The sequence below is a fragment of the Marinomonas profundi genome (assembly GCF_020694005.1).
GTDB classification, from domain to species: Bacteria; Pseudomonadota; Gammaproteobacteria; order Pseudomonadales; family Marinomonadaceae; genus Marinomonas; species Marinomonas profundi.
Window position 1 is genome coordinate 251,541 of the sequence record NZ_CP073013.1, and the last position, 19,329, is coordinate 270,869.

At 46.1% G+C, this 19,329-nt stretch carries 18 protein-coding genes; 9 read left to right on the forward strand and 9 right to left on the reverse strand.

Annotated features, from left to right (window positions below; all coding sequences use genetic code 11):
- Positions 1 to 164: 164 nt before the first annotated feature.
- Genes nagA through nagB form a run of 3 tightly spaced genes read right to left on the reverse strand, consistent with a single transcriptional unit; the run spans position 165 to position 2,988 of the window.
- Complete coding sequence (nagA, locus tag J8N69_RS01110; protein WP_168825187.1) at positions 165 to 1,313, reverse strand: N-acetylglucosamine-6-phosphate deacetylase; 1,149 nt, start codon at positions 1,311 to 1,313, stop codon at positions 165 to 167.
- Positions 1,310 to 2,191 carry a BadF/BadG/BcrA/BcrD ATPase family protein gene (locus J8N69_RS01115; RefSeq protein ID WP_168825183.1) on the reverse strand — a complete coding sequence of 294 codons (882 nt, stop codon included), beginning with the start codon at positions 2,189 to 2,191 and terminating at the stop codon, positions 1,310 to 1,312. Before J8N69_RS01115 ends, nagA begins: the two co-directional genes overlap by 4 nt.
- The gene (gene nagB, locus J8N69_RS01120; protein WP_168825181.1) at positions 2,188 to 2,988 is read right to left on the reverse strand and encodes a glucosamine-6-phosphate deaminase; all 801 of its coding nucleotides are present in this window, start codon (positions 2,986 to 2,988) and stop codon (positions 2,188 to 2,190) included. Before nagB ends, J8N69_RS01115 begins: the two co-directional genes overlap by 4 nt.
- Positions 2,989 to 3,253: 265 nt before the next feature.
- Between nagB and J8N69_RS01125 the strand changes: the two genes are divergently transcribed.
- The 9 genes from J8N69_RS01125 (at position 3,254) to J8N69_RS01165 (ending at position 12,823) form a co-directional block, all read left to right on the forward strand.
- The gene (locus J8N69_RS01125; protein WP_211085009.1) at positions 3,254 to 4,573 is read left to right on the forward strand and encodes an ABC transporter substrate-binding protein; all 1,320 of its coding nucleotides are present in this window, start codon (positions 3,254 to 3,256) and stop codon (positions 4,571 to 4,573) included.
- 125 nt (positions 4,574 to 4,698) lie between these two features.
- Positions 4,699 to 5,634 carry a carbohydrate ABC transporter permease gene (locus J8N69_RS01130; protein ID WP_168825179.1) on the forward strand — a complete coding sequence of 312 codons (936 nt, stop codon included), beginning with the start codon at positions 4,699 to 4,701 and terminating at the stop codon, positions 5,632 to 5,634.
- 10 nt (positions 5,635 to 5,644) lie between these two features.
- The gene (locus J8N69_RS01135; RefSeq protein ID WP_168825177.1) at positions 5,645 to 6,508 is read left to right on the forward strand and encodes a carbohydrate ABC transporter permease; all 864 of its coding nucleotides are present in this window, start codon (positions 5,645 to 5,647) and stop codon (positions 6,506 to 6,508) included.
- A gap of 34 nt (positions 6,509 to 6,542) precedes the next feature.
- On the forward strand, positions 6,543 to 7,697 hold the full coding sequence (locus tag J8N69_RS01140; RefSeq protein WP_168825175.1) for an ABC transporter ATP-binding protein: 1,155 nt from the start codon (positions 6,543 to 6,545) through the stop codon (positions 7,695 to 7,697).
- Complete coding sequence (locus J8N69_RS01145) at positions 7,678 to 8,433, forward strand: GntR family transcriptional regulator (RefSeq protein WP_211085007.1); 756 nt, start codon at positions 7,678 to 7,680, stop codon at positions 8,431 to 8,433. Before J8N69_RS01140 ends, J8N69_RS01145 begins: the two co-directional genes overlap by 20 nt.
- A gap of 262 nt (positions 8,434 to 8,695) precedes the next feature.
- Complete coding sequence (locus J8N69_RS01150; RefSeq protein ID WP_168825173.1) at positions 8,696 to 9,244, forward strand: hypothetical protein; 549 nt, start codon at positions 8,696 to 8,698, stop codon at positions 9,242 to 9,244.
- Between the two features lie 310 nt (positions 9,245 to 9,554).
- The gene (locus tag J8N69_RS01155) at positions 9,555 to 10,607 is read left to right on the forward strand and encodes a FecCD family ABC transporter permease (protein WP_168825171.1); all 1,053 of its coding nucleotides are present in this window, start codon (positions 9,555 to 9,557) and stop codon (positions 10,605 to 10,607) included.
- 3 nt (positions 10,608 to 10,610) lie between these two features.
- Positions 10,611 to 11,447, forward strand: a complete 837-nt coding sequence (locus J8N69_RS01160) for an ABC transporter ATP-binding protein (RefSeq protein ID WP_168825169.1) — start codon at positions 10,611 to 10,613, stop codon at positions 11,445 to 11,447.
- Positions 11,448 to 11,584: 137 nt separating this feature from the next.
- Positions 11,585 to 12,823, forward strand: coding sequence for an MDR family MFS transporter (locus J8N69_RS01165; RefSeq protein WP_168825167.1), 1,239 nt, complete (start codon positions 11,585 to 11,587; stop codon positions 12,821 to 12,823).
- Positions 12,824 to 12,863: 40 nt separating this feature from the next.
- On the opposite strand, the gene rnk is transcribed toward J8N69_RS01165, so the two are convergent.
- The 6 genes from rnk to J8N69_RS01195 form a co-directional block, all read right to left on the reverse strand.
- Entirely contained in the window at positions 12,864 to 13,274 is a 411-nt protein-coding gene (rnk, locus tag J8N69_RS01170) for a nucleoside diphosphate kinase regulator (protein WP_168825165.1), read from the reverse strand.
- Positions 13,275 to 13,556: 282 nt separating this feature from the next.
- Entirely contained in the window at positions 13,557 to 14,861 is a 1,305-nt protein-coding gene (gene fucP, locus J8N69_RS01175) for an L-fucose:H+ symporter permease (protein ID WP_168825163.1), read from the reverse strand.
- 242 nt (positions 14,862 to 15,103) lie between these two features.
- Complete coding sequence (locus J8N69_RS01180) at positions 15,104 to 17,233, reverse strand: zinc/cadmium/mercury/lead-transporting ATPase (protein WP_211085005.1); 2,130 nt, start codon at positions 17,231 to 17,233, stop codon at positions 15,104 to 15,106.
- A gap of 106 nt (positions 17,234 to 17,339) precedes the next feature.
- Positions 17,340 to 17,624, reverse strand: coding sequence for a hypothetical protein (locus tag J8N69_RS01185; RefSeq protein WP_168825161.1), 285 nt, complete (start codon positions 17,622 to 17,624; stop codon positions 17,340 to 17,342).
- Positions 17,625 to 18,001: 377 nt separating this feature from the next.
- Positions 18,002 to 18,541, reverse strand: coding sequence for a hydrolase (locus tag J8N69_RS01190; protein ID WP_168825159.1), 540 nt, complete (start codon positions 18,539 to 18,541; stop codon positions 18,002 to 18,004).
- Between the two features lie 25 nt (positions 18,542 to 18,566).
- Positions 18,567 to 19,181 carry a pentapeptide repeat-containing protein gene (locus J8N69_RS01195; RefSeq protein WP_168825158.1) on the reverse strand — a complete coding sequence of 205 codons (615 nt, stop codon included), beginning with the start codon at positions 19,179 to 19,181 and terminating at the stop codon, positions 18,567 to 18,569.
- Positions 19,182 to 19,329 lie beyond the last annotated feature (148 nt).

Below are 19,329 nucleotides of genomic sequence, written 5' to 3' on the forward strand. Positions count from 1 at the left end.
ACTGGTACTTAAAAACTTTCAGGACGAGGATTTTATGAATAAAACAACGTATTGCAGAGTTAATAATTATAGACTTCTTTCTAGCTGGAAAGGCCATAGTATAGACATAATGTTTAGATAGATAGCTTTATTTTCGTTATCTAAAAATAAGTCGCGCGTTACGATTACCATACTTTTTTCCCATCTATCCATGTTGCTGTCACGAAGAAAGCTACGCTTAATGCCACAAGACTGGCTCGATAACCCGGTTTAATACGCCCAAATTCTTGCTCAATACCTAAAAACTCGGCCGGTCTTAACGACGCCATTTGCAAGGCTTCCGCCGGCGTTCGCCCAATGAGGTTAATGGTATTACGCACAGCGGTTGCCATGTCCAAATCCGAGCCCGCTAAGGTGCCGTCTTCGGTGGTGACTTTGCCTTCTCTGCGGCGTACTTTTTTACCTAAAAAGGGCATTTCTTTTTCATCCGAACCCACACTTTGAATCGCATCGGTGACTAATAACATGTGCTCACAGCCTTTCGCGGCAATCGCCACCCGCATGCTAGCAGGATGAACATGATGCCCATCGGCGATTAAACCACACCAAGTGGGTTTATCCGTTTGCAATGCGGCACCGACCACGCCGGGCTCTCGACTCATCAAAGGCGTCATGGCATTGAATAAATGCGTAAAGCCACGAGCGCCGCTTAATACGGCTTGTCTTGCTTGTTCATAATTGGCAGCAGAATGACCAATACAAACAATAGCGCCTTCTGACACCAGCCATTCGATAAAACCTTCTGGCACCTGCTCTGGCGCCAGTGTCACCATGAGTTTTCCACTACGGCTCACGTCTAATAAGGTCGACAACGTGCCTTCTGTGGGCTTGCGCAGCTTCGATTCATTATGAACCCCCTTGCGGATCGGGTTAAGGTACGGGCCTTCATAATGCATCCCCAAAACTCCCGCCATCTTGTGTTCAAGTGCCTGGCAAACCGCGTGATGGGCTTGCGACATAATCTCGTAATCGTCAGAGATTAAAGTCGGCATCATGGCAACGGTGCCAAACTGGGCATGCACTTCGACCATGCGAGCTAAGGTGTCTAATGTCGGAATATGATTAAACAAAGCGCCACCGCCACCATTGACGTGCACATCGATAAAACCGGGCGCGAGTAAATCAACGATTTCAACATCCCCACTTGATGGCATCTTGGCAGACTCAACGGATTCAATCACCTGTCCTTTTAGCGTCACCTGCTGATTTGTCAGCCAGTGTTCGCCATCGAACAGACGTTTTGCAAATAGTGTTGTCACCTTATGTTCCGTCATATTGCCTTCCTCCCTATTTGAGCGTTGGCCATCAAAATAGCGCCAGCCATGGCATCCCCTTGCGGCTGACAAAAGTAGGTCGCAAAGCGTTCTGGTAAATAGGCTAAGATGGCGTCTGAACCCCCACCAACCAAGGCGATTTTCTGCGCGCCTTTGGCGATTAAGGCATCTAAATACTGGCTCACCCATTCCACTTGCTGTTGGATGATTTTGAGTGCGATTGGGTCTTTTTGTTGCGCAAATTGAAACACCTGAACGGCAAAGGCTCCATATTCTTTCGGCAGTGGTGCACGGTTTTGATACAAGACATACTCTTCCGCCGACAAAGAAAACTCAGCATTAATACTGTCGGTAAAAGGTGTCGAAGGGGAAATACCGTCCAACGCCGCTAACGAATACTCCAATGCAGAAAGGCCAATACGCGCCCCACTGCCTTGGTCAGACAGCGGAAAACCCCAACCGCCCACAATACTGAATCGTTCATTTTGATAAACCACCCCGCAACTTCCGGTGCCTAATATCAATAATGCACCATCTTGCCCGTTGAACGCGCCCAAACAAGCGGCGTGGGCGTCGGTTAACAAATAGCGCTGCCCAAAAGGCGATTTTTGCGCAATAACCAATTCTTGCTCCAACGGCTGGTTCGCACCGGCCAAACCTAAGCCTAAGGTGATTTTTGCATACGCTTCTGGGGGAACGCCGCCTTGATGACAGGCTTCAACGCAGGCATTGATAATGTTCTGCCACGCGGCTTCTATGCCAATTCTTGGGTTACCAGAGCCACCGACCGCTTCGCCCAACACATTGCCGTCATGATCCACCAAACGGGCACGACAAAAGGTTCCGCCGCCGTCCACACCAATGTATAAGCCACTCATATCAAACGTCCTTCTTGCAGTTGTTGGCGTTTTTGTTCGCACCATTGGTAGTATTCTTTTAGCACTAATACGCTAGCCGCCTCTTCATCCAACACAAGGGTAGCCGTCTTATGCAGTTGCAAAGCAGAAGCCGGGCACATGGCAGACAATGGGCCTTCTATCATGGCTTTTACCGCCTCGGCTTTCGCCTTTCCGGTTGCCATTAACAACACGGCTCGACTCTCTAAAATAGTACCAATTCCCATGGTTAACGCTAGATGTGGTTGGTATTCATTTTCTTTAAAAAAGCGCTGATTCGCGACTACGGTGGATTCAGACAAGGTTTTAATACGCGTTCGTGAAGCAAAGCTGGACGTCGGTTCATTAAAGCCAATGTGCCCGTTCACACCAATGCCCAAAATCTGTAAATCAATCCCACCCGCTTGCTGAATGCTGTTTTCATAATCCTGCGCACTGTCCTTTAAGACATCTATATCTTGGCTCTCGGCCAATGGAACATGCGTATTCGACCTAACAATATCAATATGATCAAACAAGTGCTGATTCATAAAAGTGCGATAGCTTTGCGCATGGGAATCCGCAATGCCAATGTATTCGTCCAAATTAAAGCTGATCGTCTGACAGAAAGAGACTTGCTCAGACTGACAACGTGCCACCAGCTCTTTATACAAAGCAATTGGCGTCGACCCCGTCGCCAGCCCTAACACAGGGTTCGTCTTGCTATTAATCACATCAGCAACACGATCCGCCGCATACAAGGACACATCATGAGCAGATGGAAGAATGATGACCTGCATAAGAATCCTCTTTCCTAATCAGAATAAATAAGAAACCAATATAGAACCAATTAAAACGTAAGACTCAACTGTTTTCCACAAAATTGTCATATTTATTTGCCTAAGACCATAATTGGTGCTAATTTTTTAAACCGAGCAATACCTAAAAAATACCAATGCGTATTTTTTAGAAAAAATACCTAATAAAAATAGTTAGCTTTTGTTTTTTAACCAACAGAATCAAAAAGCCACAAACACAATTGGAAATCACCATCGGAGAGTAATCATGTTTAATGTTCGTTCCGCCTCGCTTGAAACAAAAACGGAAACAAAAACGGAAACAAAAACGGCCACAAAACCGTTCACAAAACTCACTTGTCTAACCGCCATACTGCTCAGCAGCACTGGCGCCGTGCAGGCGGCCAACACGTTATCTATTGAAAGTTGGCGCAGCGATGACGCCAACATCTGGTCCGATGTCATCATTCCCGCTTTTAACAAAAGCCACCCAGACACAAAAGTAAACTTCGCCCCCACCCCTCCAACGGAATACAACTCGGCGTTACAAGCAAAATTAAAAGCCGGCTCAGCAGGCGATTTAATCACCTGCCGCCCATTCGACACCGCACTGGATCTTTATAAAGACGGCCATCTAGCCAACCTAAATCCCCTAAAAGGCCTAGAACAATTCTCTGACGTGGCAAAAAGCGCATGGGTCACAGACGATGGCAAAGACCAGTTCTGTATGCCGGTAGCGTCGGTACTGCATGGCTTTGTCTATAACAAAGAAATATTTGCAGAACTGAATCTATCGGTGCCAAAAACACGCGATGAATTTTTCAAAACATTAGAGACGATCAAATCTGAAAGCCGCTATATCCCCTTAGCCATGGGCACTGCCGATCAATGGGAAGCCGCGACAATGGGCTTCCAGAACATTGGCCCAAACCATTGGAAAGGTGAAAAAGGTCGTAAAGCACTATTGAGTGGTGAAGAGAAATTAACCGACCCAGCCTACGTTGATACCTTCAAAGAACTGGCGCAGTGGAAACCCTATTTAGGCCGAGGTTTTGAAGCACAGAAATACTCTGACTCACAAAACCTATTCACCTTAAGTCGAGCAGCGATTTATCCTGCAGGCTCTTGGGACATTCAGACGTTCAACAATCAAGCAGATTTTGAGTTTGGCGCTTTCCCACCACCGGTTGCGAAAGCAGGAGAGACTTGTTACATCAGCGACCATACCGATATGGGCATTGGTATCAACGCAAGCTCAACCAACAAAGAAGCGGCTCAAGTCTTCTTAAATTGGATGGCGAGCAAAGAGTTCGCGACGCTTTACGCCAATGAAGTACCCGGTTTCTTCCCATTGTCTGATCATCAAATCAACATCAAAGACCCCGTTGCACAAGAGTTTATGAGCTGGCGTCAGCAGTGCGAATCAACCATTCGTAACTCTTATCAAATTCTGTCTCGTGGCACGCCAAACCTAGAAAACCAACTGTGGAACGTCAGTGCTCAGGTCATCAATGGCACCATGACACCAGAGGCCGCAGCTAAAGAAGTACAGAGTGGTTTGAAGCAATGGTACAAACCTCAACAATAAGGTAAACCCCACCCTAGCCCTCCCCTTCAAAAAAACAAGGGGAGGGAATAAAACCAACCTGCTCCTCCCCCTGCCAAGGGGGAGGTTGGGAGGGGGTTAAGATTAATTACCATTTGAGATGAACTATGAAGCCATCCAACCAACATGACGAAAAAAAGCCCTTCCCATGGCACTTGGTGTTTTTCCTTGGGCCGGGGTTGCTGATTTATGTTGTTTTCAGTGTTTACCCTTTGCTCGACACGCTAGTATTAAGCTTGTACAACGAGCAACAAGGGCAAAGCCATTTTGTCGGTCTGCAGAACTTTATTACTTTAATCACGGACGATACTTGGTCACAGGCGTTTTGGAACGCGCTTGGCAATAACTTCACATTTTTCGCCATTCACATGTTAGTCCAAAACCCCATTGGCCTGATCCTGGCGGTTTTATTAAGCGCGCCTAAATTACGCTTATCCGGCACTTATCGAACGCTTATTTTTATGCCGACCATGCTTTCTGTGGTGATTATTGGTTTCGTTTGGCAGCTTTTGTTAAGCCCTATTTGGGGGATTTCAGAGAATTTCCTTTACAGTATTGGACTTGGTCAATATTTCGACGCCTGGCTTGGTAAAGAAAGCAGTGCGCTGATCACCTTGGCCTTCATCTCCGTCTGGCAGTTTGTCGGCATCCCGATGATGTTAATTTACGCCACCTTGCTCAATATTCCAGATGACATTGTCGATGCCAGCGTGGTGGATGGCGCCAATTCATTCCAGACCTTTTGGCACATCAAATTGCCGTTAATCTTACCCACCATCGCCATGGTGTCGATTTTAACCTTTGTGGCAAATTTTAATGCTTTTGAACTTATCTATGCGGTAAAAGGCGCCCTTGCTGGGCCGGATTTCTCGACCGATTTAATGGGGACTTTTTTCTACCGTACTTTCTTTGGCTTCCAGCTACAACAAGGCAGCGCATCGATGGGGGCGGCGGTAGCGACGCTGATGTTTTTGATTATTTTGGTGGGCGTTATGTTGTTCCTATTCTTTATTCAACGTCGTATTCAGCGATTCCAATTTTAAGGCGGCCATGATGAAATTATTAAGTCGTTTTACGCCTTCTACAGGCATGAGACAAGTGCCGAAAAGCGTCACGGTACACGCGGTGTTATTAGCCTATACCGTGATTGCGCTCTTCCCAATTATCGTCGTTATTATCAATGCTTTCAAAGAGCGCCGTGCTATTTTTCGTGATCCACTTGGCTTGCCAGACAGTGACTCTTTTACCTTGGTGGGTTTTGAACAAGTGTTACTCCGATCGGACTTCGGTTTGTATTCTTGGAATAGCTTAATCGTCACCATTTTGGCCGTCGGTTTGGTGCTTATGCTGGGGGCGATGGCCGCTTGGGCGCTGACAGAATACAAGTTTAAAGGCAATTTGCTGATTACCTTTTTGTTTGCCATGGGCATCATGATTCCCATCCGTCTTGGCACCGTGAGTATTTTGAGCCTGATGGTCAATCTGAACCTTGTGAACACACTGACCGCACTGGTGTTGGTGTACATCGCCCAAGGCTTACCCCTTGCCGTGTACATCCTATCGGAGTTTGTACGCACCATTCCCAAGGAACTTACCGAAGCGGCGCGTTGCGATGCGGTGAGTGAATACAAGATTTTCTTTTGTGTCATCTTGCCACTGCTGAAACCGGCTATGGCGACCGTCGCCGTATTCACCATGATTCCGATTTGGAACGATTTATGGTTCCCACTGATACTCGCACCCGGTGAAGAAACGCGCACCATTACGCTTGGCGTACAGCAGTTTGTGGGTCAATACGTGACTGATTGGAACTCGGTTCTATCCGCATTGACCTTGGCGATTGTGCCTGTACTGATCCTATACACCATTTTTTCAAGACAATTGATTCGCGGCTTAACCAGCGGAGCGGTCAAATAATATGTTATTCCTTTGACCGTTGGAGGTTTATTTCATGGCTAATGTAAAACTCAACAATATTAAAAAACGCTTTGGCGATGTGGACGTGCTTCATGGCATTGATCTTGACATTAAAGACGGCGAATTTGTCGTTCTTATCGGTGAATCCGGTTGCGGCAAATCCACTCTATTGCGTTTACTGTCTGGATTAGAAGACATCACCGAAGGCGACTTGTATATCGATGACGAGCGGGTCAATGGCCGCTCGCCCGCCAAGCGCGGCATTGCGATGGTGTTTCAGTCTTATGCTTTGTACCCGCATATGAACGTATTCAAAAACATGGCTTTTGGCTTAAAGATCTCAGGTAAAGACAAAGCGTTTGTGAATAACAAGGTGATGGAAGCCGCGAAGAAACTAAAAATTGATCGCCTGTTAGAACGCTTACCACGAGAACTATCCGGCGGTCAGCGTCAGCGTGTTGCCATTGGCCGTGCCATCGTACGCGATCCAAAAGTGTTTTTATTTGATGAACCTTTATCTAACCTAGACGCCTCGCTGCGGGTGCAAACACGCGTTGAGCTTGGCAAGCTGCATCAAGAACTCAAAGCCACGGTGATTTATGTCACCCATGATCAAGTAGAAGCCATGACATTAGGCGATAAAATCGTGGTGATGAATAAAGGCCGTGTTGAGCAAGTGGGCGCGCCATTGGATTTGTACCACCACCCGAAAACGCAATTTGTCGCAGGTTTCATCGGCTCACCTAAAATGAACTTTTTAACGGCGAAAATTCATCAGGCCGACCCTGAAAATACGCAACTTATGCTAGAATCTGGCCGCCTTATTCAAGCCTCAGTCGATTCTTCGTCTTTAAATAAGGGCGATATCGTTCAACTTGGCTTGCGGCCAGAACATATAGTACTCGACTGCGAAAACAATACCTTTGAAGGCAAGGTGACATTGATCGAGCACCTTGGTGAGTTATCCTATTTATATGTCGATATAGGCCGCCAAGAAGGCGATATAGTACTAAAAGTAGATGGCGACAACCAACATCAAGCGGGTGACAAGATCAGCTTTGGTATTCACTCTAACCGCTTGTATGTATTTGATCACCAAGGCAATGCCTTAACCAGAGTCAAAGCGACAAGTACCAATACGGGCCCCCTTCCCGTTCAGGACACGGATTATGAAGCAAAATCGAGTTAACGAGTTATTTGGCGCAGCCGAAGCATTGAGAGAAAAAGGCATTCCTCTTTATATGCAGGTAAAAAAAGCCATTCTAGCGTCTATTTCTGCAGGTCGTGTGCTTGGTGGAGATACACTTCCACCAGAACGCGATCTGGCCAAATACCTTGATGTATCGCGGGTCACTGTGCGTCGTGCTATCGATGAATTGGTCAAAGAAGACGTACTGACTCAGCGCCAAGGCGCTGGTACTTTCGTCAGTGAACGGGTTGAACAACCACTCAATCATTTGCGCAGTTTTACCGAAGTCATGAAAGCTCGCGGCAAAACCATTACGTCTAAATGGCTGGATCGTTCTTTGGGAATGCCCCATGCTGATGAATGCAAAGCACTGGGGCTGTCTGCAGAGCAAGAAGTGGTGCGTTTTTACCGTTTGCGGTACGCTGACGGCAAACCCATGGCGCTGGAACTGGCGACCATTCCCAGCAATTACATTCTCAACCCTTTTGCGATGGAAGGCTCATTGTACGATTTACTGGAACAACAAGGCTGTCGCCCGGTTCGTGCCTTTCAGCGTCTTCGCGCCATTAGCATTGATGAACAGCGCGCTCAACTGCTCGATATTCCACAACTCAGCGCGGTGCTCTATATTGAACGGACCGCCGTGACGCAGGACGGCACGCCAATTGAGTTTACGCGCTCATGGTTTCCGGGGGATTCTTATGACTTCGTGGCGGAGATTCACAATACGGTATAATCAATCCTTGATGCTCGTAGCGTAGCGTAGCGGCTACTTTTTATCTTTTGCCTTAGCAAGTCGCTTCGGTCCTGCTAAATTTGCCAACCAGCAAGCGATGTAATATTTGATAAAGGCCACAATCAAGCAGTCAAGGGTAAGCGAGCAATAGTCCGGTCTCTTGATCACTTATTAATACTAAATTTTCCACATTCCCCTCACCAAAGCACAGGTATACTTAATGCTTATTACGACAAAAAAACGACTCTAATAGGCTAACGTTATGCGTATACTCTTCATTAAATCCACCATCATCCTAGTGGGGTGCGCTTTTATCAGCCTAGCACATAGCAACGACTTAATTGCCTTTGGCAAAGCTTGTTTAGTGAAAGAAGCTCGTCTCAATAAAGCAAAAAGCAGATTGGATATTTTGTCTCTTAGAGAGCAAAGCTCGCACGCACAAAGCAACCAAGCGCTGAATTATTTGCAACATTATCGAGCAGAGAAAGCAACATTAGAAACCGCAATGACCGACTGTGCAGAAACCACTCCTAATAGCGCCTACTGCCATCAAATACGCCATCGATACAACGAGCTAAATTATTTGATTCAACGAGCTAAAGCGGACAAAGTGGAAGAAGATTTAGCGGGCAACGATTCCCACATAGACTACGAAATAACAAGGGCGAATTTTCATCAGCGTTACGAGGCTTTTGTCGCCTATTGTCGAAATTCAGACGCTCATTACGCCCTGATTCAAAACCCCACCGCCTACGCCGCCGTTTGTTCAAGTGAAGACGCTAAGCCGACGATTACCTGCTCACTCTTTTAAATCCGCGTACGATCGAAACCACTAAGCAAGCATTTTAATAAATGACGCTAAAACACGTCTTAAATCCTAATAAAGACCTTGAAAAAATTTCAACAATCCGTAAGATCTCAAACAGAAATCATTCTCAATAAAAATCTATGTCTGATGGCGCTATTCCTATTGGTACGCATATTAGAATAATGAGTGATAAGCCCAGAATAAGAATGCCTAGATTTTTATACACAATGTTTACCCGTCACCCCAGCAGGGATCTTTACCGCGACTATTATGGAGTAATATTCATCAGCTAGAGGCTGTTGAAGACCAACCTATGCCATCAGACTTAATCTCTAATGCGGTTTCAAGCCAACGACGCAGTGAAAAGCGTCGTTGGACTGTGATCAGCATCTTACTTAGCGTTGTTGTTGTTTCTTTTGTATTAGATATTGCCACTGGCCCTTCTTTACTCAATGTAAAAGAGGTCGCAAATGCTCTACTAAACCTCATAGGTTTGCCTGTAGAGGTTGATCCTACCACCCAAGTTATTGTGTCAAGTTTGCGCTTGCCCATTGCGGTAATGGCGGTGGTGGTTGGTGGGGTACTAGGGGTTGGCGGGGCCGAAATGCAAACCCTACTCAATAACCCCATGGCAAGCCCTTATACATTAGGTATGGCCGCCGCCGCAGGGTTTGGTGCCGCATTGATGTTGTATTTTGGCTCATTAGGCTTAAATACTAACATTGCTGTGCCGTTAGGCGCTTTTGTTTGTTGTATGTTAGCTGCGACGTTTTTGTTTGCCCTCGCGACCATGCGTCACATCAGTTCGGGGCAGCTGATATTGGCTGGTATCGCGCTATTGTTCTTATTTCAATCCTTGTTGTCTCTGGTGCAATTTGTTTCGTCACCAGAACTAAGTCAACAAATTTTGTTTTGGTTGTTTGGCAGTTTATCAAAAGCCTCTTGGTCAAACCTTTCCATTATTGTCGGCGTTACTGTGGTCTGTATGTTCTTTTTAATTCGTGATGCATGGAAGTTAACGGCATTGCGATTAGGAGAAGAAAGAGCCAAGAGCCTCGGCGTCAACATTACTCAACTGAGATTACGCACCTTGCTGATTGTGGCGGTAATGACAGCGACAGTAACAAGTTTCGTCGGCATTATTGGTTTTGTCGGTATCGTTGCGCCCAATATCGCTAAAATGCTGGTCGGAGAAGATCAACGTTTCTTTCTCCCTTTATCTTTCATTATTGGCGCTTTTTTGCTCTCCAGCGCTTCGGTATTGTCAAAAGTCATTGTTCCCGGCGCTCTTTTCCCGATTGGTATCGTCACCGCCATCATCGGCGTGCCTTTCTTCTTTTGGCTCATTTTAGGAAAAAGGCGCTAACTCATGCTGCAAGTAAACAAACTCAATGTCGCTTTCGATGACCTTATACTGGCACAAGGCATGTCCTTCACTCTGGTGCCGGGCAAGGTTAATGTCATCATAGGGCCAAATGGCACAGGCAAAAGCACCTTATTAAAAACGCTATTTGGCGATATTCAAGCGACGTCGGGGGAGATTAAATTTAAAAACGACACCTTGCAGCGTAAGCAATTATCTCAATGGCGCCAACAATTTGGTTATATGCCGCAGGACATTCGTCTTGATGTAGAGCTAAGCGCCCTAGAAGTGGTATTACTGGGGCAATTAAATACGCTGGGGTTTCGTTTAGAAGATCATGTCATTGAAGAAGCGCTAAACGCACTCGACAAAATAGGTCTATTGCATCTTGCTAACCGTCCGGTGAATAGACTCAGTGGCGGTCAATGCCAAATGATTTTGTTCGCACAGGCTTTAATGCGTAAACCCAAGATACTCATGCTCGATGAACCCGTCAGCGCACTAGACCTGCATTTTCAACATGTCTTGCTAGACCATTTAGATACGCAAACAAAAGATCAAGGCTGGATCACTGTCATGGTGCTTCACGACCTGAATCTTGCCGCGCAATACGCCGATAATCTGCTGGTGCTAAAAGACGGCAAATTGGTCGCTAGCGGTCACCCCAATGACATATTGACACCGTCTTTAATAAAAGACGTCTATAACGTTCATGCCGATGTAACAAAGGATGCCACGGGGGTTCCCTTTGTCAGAACAATAAGAACAGCAAGACAGGCGACGACTATAAAACCGCCTACCCATGCTGCAAAAATCACAGAAAAAATAGCGGTGACGGCCTAAACTCCGTCACTTCTCATCAAACCAGTACGCTGATACTTTTTATCAAACAAAAGATTCTGACACGTTCTATCAATAAACGCTGACATTCTGAACATTGCCGTACCGCCATTATTTATTAAGGCTTTTTTAATCACATCATGTATTCCAAACACATCATTAAAGACTGGCAGATACTCTCGCCGGCCGGCCGCGTATTAGTCATCAATGGCTTTACCTTTAATCTTGGCTTTTTCATGCTATTGCCCTATCTTGCGGACCATTTACACCATGATCTAGGCATCAGTGGTTGGTATGTGGGGGTTATTATTGGTCTAAGAGTGTTAAGCCAACAAGGTCTATTTTTAGTGGGCGGCACTTTAGGTGACAGATTAGGCTACAAGCGCTTAATCCTATTGGGCTGTGCCGTTCGTATCATCGGATTTGCTTTATTAGGTGTGGGTCAAAGTATTCCAATCTTGTTATTAGGGGCATTTTTTTCAGGTTTTGCTGGTGCACTCTTTACCCCCAGCAGCCAAGCCTATTTAGCGTCTGAGTATCCCGAACCGAAAGCCAGAGCAAAAGTCTTCGCCTTGCAGAACCTAACATCTGAAGCGGGGATGTTACTCGGTCCGCTCGTCGGCTTGTCTCTGCTTTATGTGGATTTTGCCTTGGTGGGGCTGATCTCATCGGCTCTATTTACGCTACTCTTTATCATTCAATGGCGTTTTTTGCCTGAACTTGACTCACAAAAAGCCCAGACAAGCGCTCAGCAGCCGTTTTGGCAACAATGGAGAAAGATGCTAACGCATAAAGCCTTCATGCAATTTGTCCTCTGCTCATCCGTTTACCATTTGCTTTTTCATCAACTTTACATCGCTGTGCCACATCAAATCCGCTCCGTCACTCAAGACGTCAGCATCATTACCTGGGTTTTCGTCACCTCTTCCGTGATGGGAGTACTCATGCAAATGCCTGTCAGCCGATTTGTGGCATCACACTTAGGCACCGCTCGTGGAGTAGGGTTTGGGATGGCGATCATGGGATCAGGTTATCTGTGGCTTAATCTCAGTTTTTCTTACTTACCCGCACTGCCGTTTATTCTCTGTGCCGTCTTTTTTAGCTTAGGCTCAATGCTAGTATTGCCGCTTTTAGGCGCCTATGTGCCTAAGTTTTGCTCGTCTAAAGAATTGGGTAGCCATTACGGTTTATATTCCTGCATTGGTGGTATTTATGCCTTTACTGGCAATATCAGCAGCGGCTGGCTGCTATCGTCGACCAACCTATCTCATGGCTGGATTTGGGCTGGATTGGCCACGTTTGGCATCTTGTCTGGCACACTGCTTTTTCGACAAATAACACACCATGCAAACAGAAAAGAAGAGATTTTTTTGGATTGAAAAATAACCCTAAGCACCAGCAAAGGGTTATTTACTATGACTAACGCTGGAACTCACCCGCTCGTTCCGGCTGATAATCCACCTTGATAATGACAACAGACAACACATCACCATTTGGCTTGGGCCAATCAATTTGCTCACCTTCTTTTAGCCCAAGTAACGCACTGCCAACAGGCGCTAAAACAGAAATACAGTCTTCTGCACCATTAGCATCTTTGGGGTATACCAAGGTTTTTGAAAACTCTTTTTCCGACGATAAGACCTTAAAGGTCACCGTCGAATTCATCGTCACAATATTGTCAGGCATCTCTTTTGGCTCAACAATGTCGGCGCGATCAATTTCCTCCTGTAAATCGTCCTTGTTAGGAAATTGTGAAGAACTTAATGAATCCAGTAATTTCTCCAACCTCACAGCATCTAATGATGAAATGGTTATTTGTGGTCTCTGCATCGTAATCTACCTATTACTTAAAATAGAAAAAGTCGTAAGTAAACGAGTTACCTACGACTTTATTCAGAAATTTGTCTCGTGTATAAAAACACATAACAGAAGGAAAATTTGCTCTAGCAAAAAGTCTCCTGATTTTATAGCACTCACTCTTGTTCATTTTGAACGTGGATTTTTTCCACTGCCAATCATCATAAGCGAGTTGCCACACAAAGTCAGCAAACAAAAAGCCCCGCATCAGCGAGGCTCTTTAATCCGTATTACCCATGATGAAAACAACGGCAATTAAACCGAGGTGTTTTTCACTGAACACACACCATAAGCCGCCACGACCAAGAAGCAGACAGCAGGCACAACATAGGAAACAATCGCGCCATATGTATCAATAGTAGCGCCTTGGATCAATGGCATTACCGCACCACCTAAGATCGCCATCACCAAACCGGCCGAGCCAAATTTGGTATCCTCACCAAGGCCATTCAACGCAATGCTGTAAATCGTTGGAAACATCAAAGACAAACAGGCCGAAATAGACACAATTGCCCAAACACCGGTCACACCTGGCGCCATCACAGCGTAAAGGCACAAGACGCTCCCCAATAGAGCCAACACACTCAACAACACAGCAGGACGGAAAAAGCCCATCAACCAAGTCATCACAAAACGCGACACCAAGAAAATAATCAAACTGTACTGCAAGTAATCAGACGCGCTGGCTTCGGTGCCACCTAATGTTTCTTGTACATATTGAATGGTAAAGGTCCAAGTACAGGTTTGCGCCGCAACGTTAAAAAACTGTGCAACCACACCCCAGCGGTACTGTTTTCTCGAAATCAATCGGCATAAGGTCGCCTTAAAATCAATTTTTTGGGCCACATCAACATTGACTTTATTCGCTGATTTTGGCAAACGCATAAAATAGATCAATGCCCAAATCACCATCAACACAAACGCCATGCCCACATAAGGCGTCATCACGCTGTTCAGCTCATCCGCTCGAATATTGCGTAACATCTCTGGTGCCATGCTGGCTCTTTCTTCTGCGGATGCGGTATTGAGATTCGGCAGAATCAAGGTCGCCGCTAAAAACACACCGATATTGGTGCCAACTGGGTTGAACGCCTGAGCTAAATTCAAACGACGTGTGGCACTGCCCTCAGGGCCCATGGTCATCACAAAAGGATTGGCTGAGGTTTCTAAAATCGACAAGCCCGCCGCCAAAATAAACAGCGCGGCCAAAAAGAAACCATAGGTCATAGACACACTAGCCGGGTAAAACGCCAAGGCACCCAAAATCGCCAAAGCCAAACCGGTCAAGACACCCGCTTTGTAAGAATAACGCGCATTGATAAACGCCGCCGGAATCGCCAAACAGAAATACGCCCCGTAATAAGCGAACTGCACTAAAGCGGATTCAAAGGTACTCATGGTAAAAATTTTACTGAACACCTTCACTAAGGGGTCTGTCATGTTGGCCGCAACGCCCCACGCAGCAAAGCAGGTAATCAATAAAATAAACGCGATTCTCATATTTGGATAAACAAACTGAGCAGAAAGGGACGCTTGAGGAACTGTATTTTGATTTTTCATAAAGCAAACAACATCTATTATTTTATAGTTGGATGATAGGGCCAGGCGTTAAGCGGCGCGTTGTAAAACCACCGCATAAAACACAAGGTGCAAAATCCTACCACCAACTTTCTATAAAAATGAGCCTACAATACAAAACTTGGCCGCTTATGATGCTGATTAATTTTTTCTTACCCATTTCATTAACATAAATGAAATAATCATGACCGACGGTTCATTAAGAACCTTTTAAGTTCAAAGAGTTAGCGCTGTCTAAGCAATCGTAACGCGTTCGCTGTCACCAACGCCGTGGCGCCAGAATCCGCCAATACCGCCAACCACAACCCCGTTATGCCTAACAAAGTCGTCACCAGAAATACCGCCTTTAATCCTAAAGCAATGGTGATATTTTGCCGGATATTAGCGTTGGTCGCGCGGGACAAGCGAATCATATCCGCCAAGCCCTGCAAACGGTTATGGGTTAACGCCGCATCAGCGGTTTCCAACGCCACATCGGTGCCGCTGCCCATGGCAATACCAATCGTGGCGGCTTTCATCGCTGGCGCATCGTTTATGCCATCGCCCACCATGGCCGTCGCCTGTTGTTGATTCAGCTTAATGACCGCCGCAACCTTGTCTTCTGGTAATAAACTCGCCTGAAAATCGATATTCAGTTGCGCCGCGATCACCGCTGCGGCGCGCGCATTATCACCGGTTAACATCACCCCTTTAACGCCCAAAGAACGAAGGTCGTCTAAGGCCGCTTTGGCGTCTTCTCGTAGCGTATCCTGCAGCGCAATTAACCCCCACAAGCGCTCGTCTTCTAGTAGCAAAACGACGGTTTTGCCTTCTTTTTCAAGGGCAATAATGTGCTGTTGCATTGCATCTTCTAGAACTCGATCTAATTTACTGGGTGCGCTGATGCGAATTTTTTTACCCGCAAAATCCCCTTCCACCCCAATCCCCGCTAAGGTTTTGCGGTTATCGGCATGAACCAAGGCAATACCCTGTTGCTCGGTATATTCAACAATGGCCTTAGCTAATGGATGATGAGAGCCCATTTCAACCGCCGACGCGGCCGCCAATAACGCATCAACACTTGAATCATTAAAAGTAAGCACATTGGTAACACTAGGCTGACCCTTGGTTAAGGTACCGGTTTTATCAAAGGCGATGGTTTCGACTCGACCAAGCTGCTCTAACGCCAAGCCTCCTTTAATTAAAGCGCCACGGCGCGTTGCCGCCGCCAGACCCGAAGTAATCGCCGCTGGCGTAGAAATCACCAAAGCACAAGGACAGCCAATTAGCAGCAAGGCCAAACCACGATAAATCCAAGTATCCCAAGCTTGGCCATACATCAAAGGCGGAATCAAGATCACCAAGACAGAGATCAACATGATCACTGGCGTATAAATTCGACTAAATTTATCAAGGAAACGTTCAAGCGGTGCTTTGCGTTCTTCGGCTTCTTCAATCAGATGCAAAATTCGATCAATGGCATTATTACCCGGTTGCGACACCACGTTAAGACGCACAACGTTATCCACCAACAAACTGCCAGCGGGTATTTTCTCGCCCTGCAAACGTTCAACCGGAACCGCTTCCCCCGTCAACGCACTTTCATCAAAACTTGCCATATCAGACAAAAGCACCGCATCCGCAGGCAAACGCTCACCCGGTGATACTTCAATTTCATCCTCTGGGCGTAAATCGGCAATGGCGATTGTTTGGCGCACGCCCTTTTTGATGATCAAAGCTTCTTCCGGCAACAAAGCCATCAAGGCACTCACGCCTTTGCGCGCACGATTGGCGGCAAAAGATTCTAAACTCTCGCCAATCATAAAGAGCAACAACACCATCGCCGCTTCGGCTGTAGCGCCAATAAATAACGCGCCGATTGCCGCGACACTCATTAAGGTTTCAATGGCAAACGGCGAGCCGCTGCGCATCATGCGCCATGACTTTTTCATAATAGGCACTAAGCCAACCAAGGTGGTGACAATAAAGGCGGTTTCACCAAACCATGGATTGAATTGCGTTATCCCCCAACTCAGCAACATCAGCAGCGCTAATCCCACAATAGGCACGTATTCACGCCATGGCTGAGGAGAGGAAAGTAATGAAGAAGAATCCGCTTTAGCGTTCAAAGACCGTGAATCAAAACCAATTTTTTTCACCGCCGCTTCAATTTGATTGGACACATCAGAAATAGCGTCCACCTGCAATTTTTCGGTGGAGAAAACCACATTGGCGCTTACCACACCATCGATAGAAGAAACCGCACGTTCAATAGAACGCGCACAACTGGCGCAATCCATACCGCTGACTCGCCAGCTTAGCGTTTGCACCTCTCGATGCTGATGAGGAATATGTGTTGATGATTGACGGGGCATAACTCTCTCCTGTTGTGACGCCATAAAGTAGCCATAACAGGAGTGTAGACCTTGGAGTACAGTCCAAGGTCAAGCAATAAAAATGCTTTTTAGAAAAGTAAAAAGCTCAGTGTTTAATCGAAACACCTTCAACTTCCAATACCGTTTTTGCGTCAGTGCGCTCCATGATTTTCACCAAGGCGGATTGAATCACTTCGTCTTCACGTACCTCACTTTGGCCCGCAAAACGCTGATCTTGTGGCTCAGCGCCTTCTTCTGCAGTAAAAGTCACCACCACTTCCGTGGCAATGTCTGCCGTATCGCCAAAATACGCAATGGAAAGTTGCGGATAACCTTTGAAACCCATTTTGACTTTCTTCGCGATACGTTTTTTGGATTTATCTAAATTCATGCTGCCTGCCTAAGGGAAAGAATATTACGCTTCAATGAAAACCTATGGTCGAATTAAACCACAAAGCAGACTGTTCAAGGTAAATTAAACACGAAATAACCCCACCCTAGCCCTTCACAGAGAGTGTCGCTAAAGGTAATCTGCGAAGGCTGGATACGTTTTGTCGGCCTGATAAGGGAGGTACGACCGTGATCAGGCGTGTAACATTATTTAGCCTACAATGGGTTGATGTATATTGTTTTTTTGTAGGTCGTGGCTTCAGCCCGACAAGACGTGATTTGTCGTGATGAGCTTTTTGTCGGCCTAAAGGCGCGACCAAGACTGGCGGAAGTCGTTTAGCGACACCCTCTGGTAAGGGTGAAGTTATAAGGAGTAAATCACTTAATTAAGTTTAGTGCACCTCTAAATTCATCCGCTCGACAGTCACCAATCAATTCAAACAAGCACATTTCAAGGCTGGTTATTTCCGCACCTTTTCGAGCCAACTTGGCGAGCGCCATGTCTTTATTGCTCAGCGCTCGTGACGACACACAATCACTTACCAATTCCACTTCATAGCCTAAATCCAGCAAACCTAGCGCCGTTTGATACACGCAAATGTGGGCTTCAATGCCGCTCATCAACCAAGTATTTACCTTGGTTTTTTTAACCGCTTCGACAAATACGGGCTCACCACAGGCACTAAAAGAATACTTCGCAATCGGCTCAACCATGTCCAGCACCTCGCGTAATGCAGGAACCGTTGCCCCCAGTTTTTCTGGATTTTGTTCCAACCACAAAATCGGCAAGCCCAATAGTTTCGCGGCTTTCACTAACTTGACGAGATTGGCGATAAACACCTCGCTGTCATCAACAATAGTGGCTAGCTTTCCCTGCACGTCGATCACTACCAAACCCGTTTTGTCTTTTCTTAACATACGGCCTTCCCATTTTGTTATTTTTTCAAACCAATTTAATACCAAGTGACGTTAATAACCCAACCGCCTCGTAACGACAAAATATCGCACCTTTAAGGATGTTCCTCGTGACATCAATATCGTAATGGGTCGCGCCATTAAAATCTGCCCCCGTAAGGTTCGTATTCACAAACAAACTATTACTTAAATCCGTACCAGAAAAACGCGCCCGCGACAGGGTCGCTTCGCGAAAATCCACATCGTGCGCACGACAATCTTCAAAAACAATACCCGACTGTTTCAAACCATAAAATGACGACGCATTGACCAGACATTCTTTAAAAAACAACGACGACCCCAGCGATAAGCCACGCCAATAGGCTTTTGTCCAATCCACACCTAATACTTTTGATTCATAAAATTGCACCTCTGAAAACTTACTGTTTCTTACATTTACCGCCGTCAACTTGCACTGACGGAACTGGCAATCTTTAAAGGTACAAGCATCAAAAAATGCTTCGGTAAAATCACAAGAATCAAACACGCAAGACTCAAACACCTTGCGGCTCACACTTTCCTGCACCATAGACAAGTCAGTAAAGGTTTGTCCTTCAAACGCATCTTCATTCGGTAATTGTCGTGTCTTCGCTAACTTGTCCATCAAACTCTCCCGTGACTAGAAAGCTAAGGTAACAAGAGATCTAGAATGGCTCAATCGAAAACGCCTCTTGCGTACAGCATTCATGTCGCGACGCTCTGTGCGCTTAAGTACCTAGTAGCGCCCATATTCTCTGTTAGTAAAGTCGAGC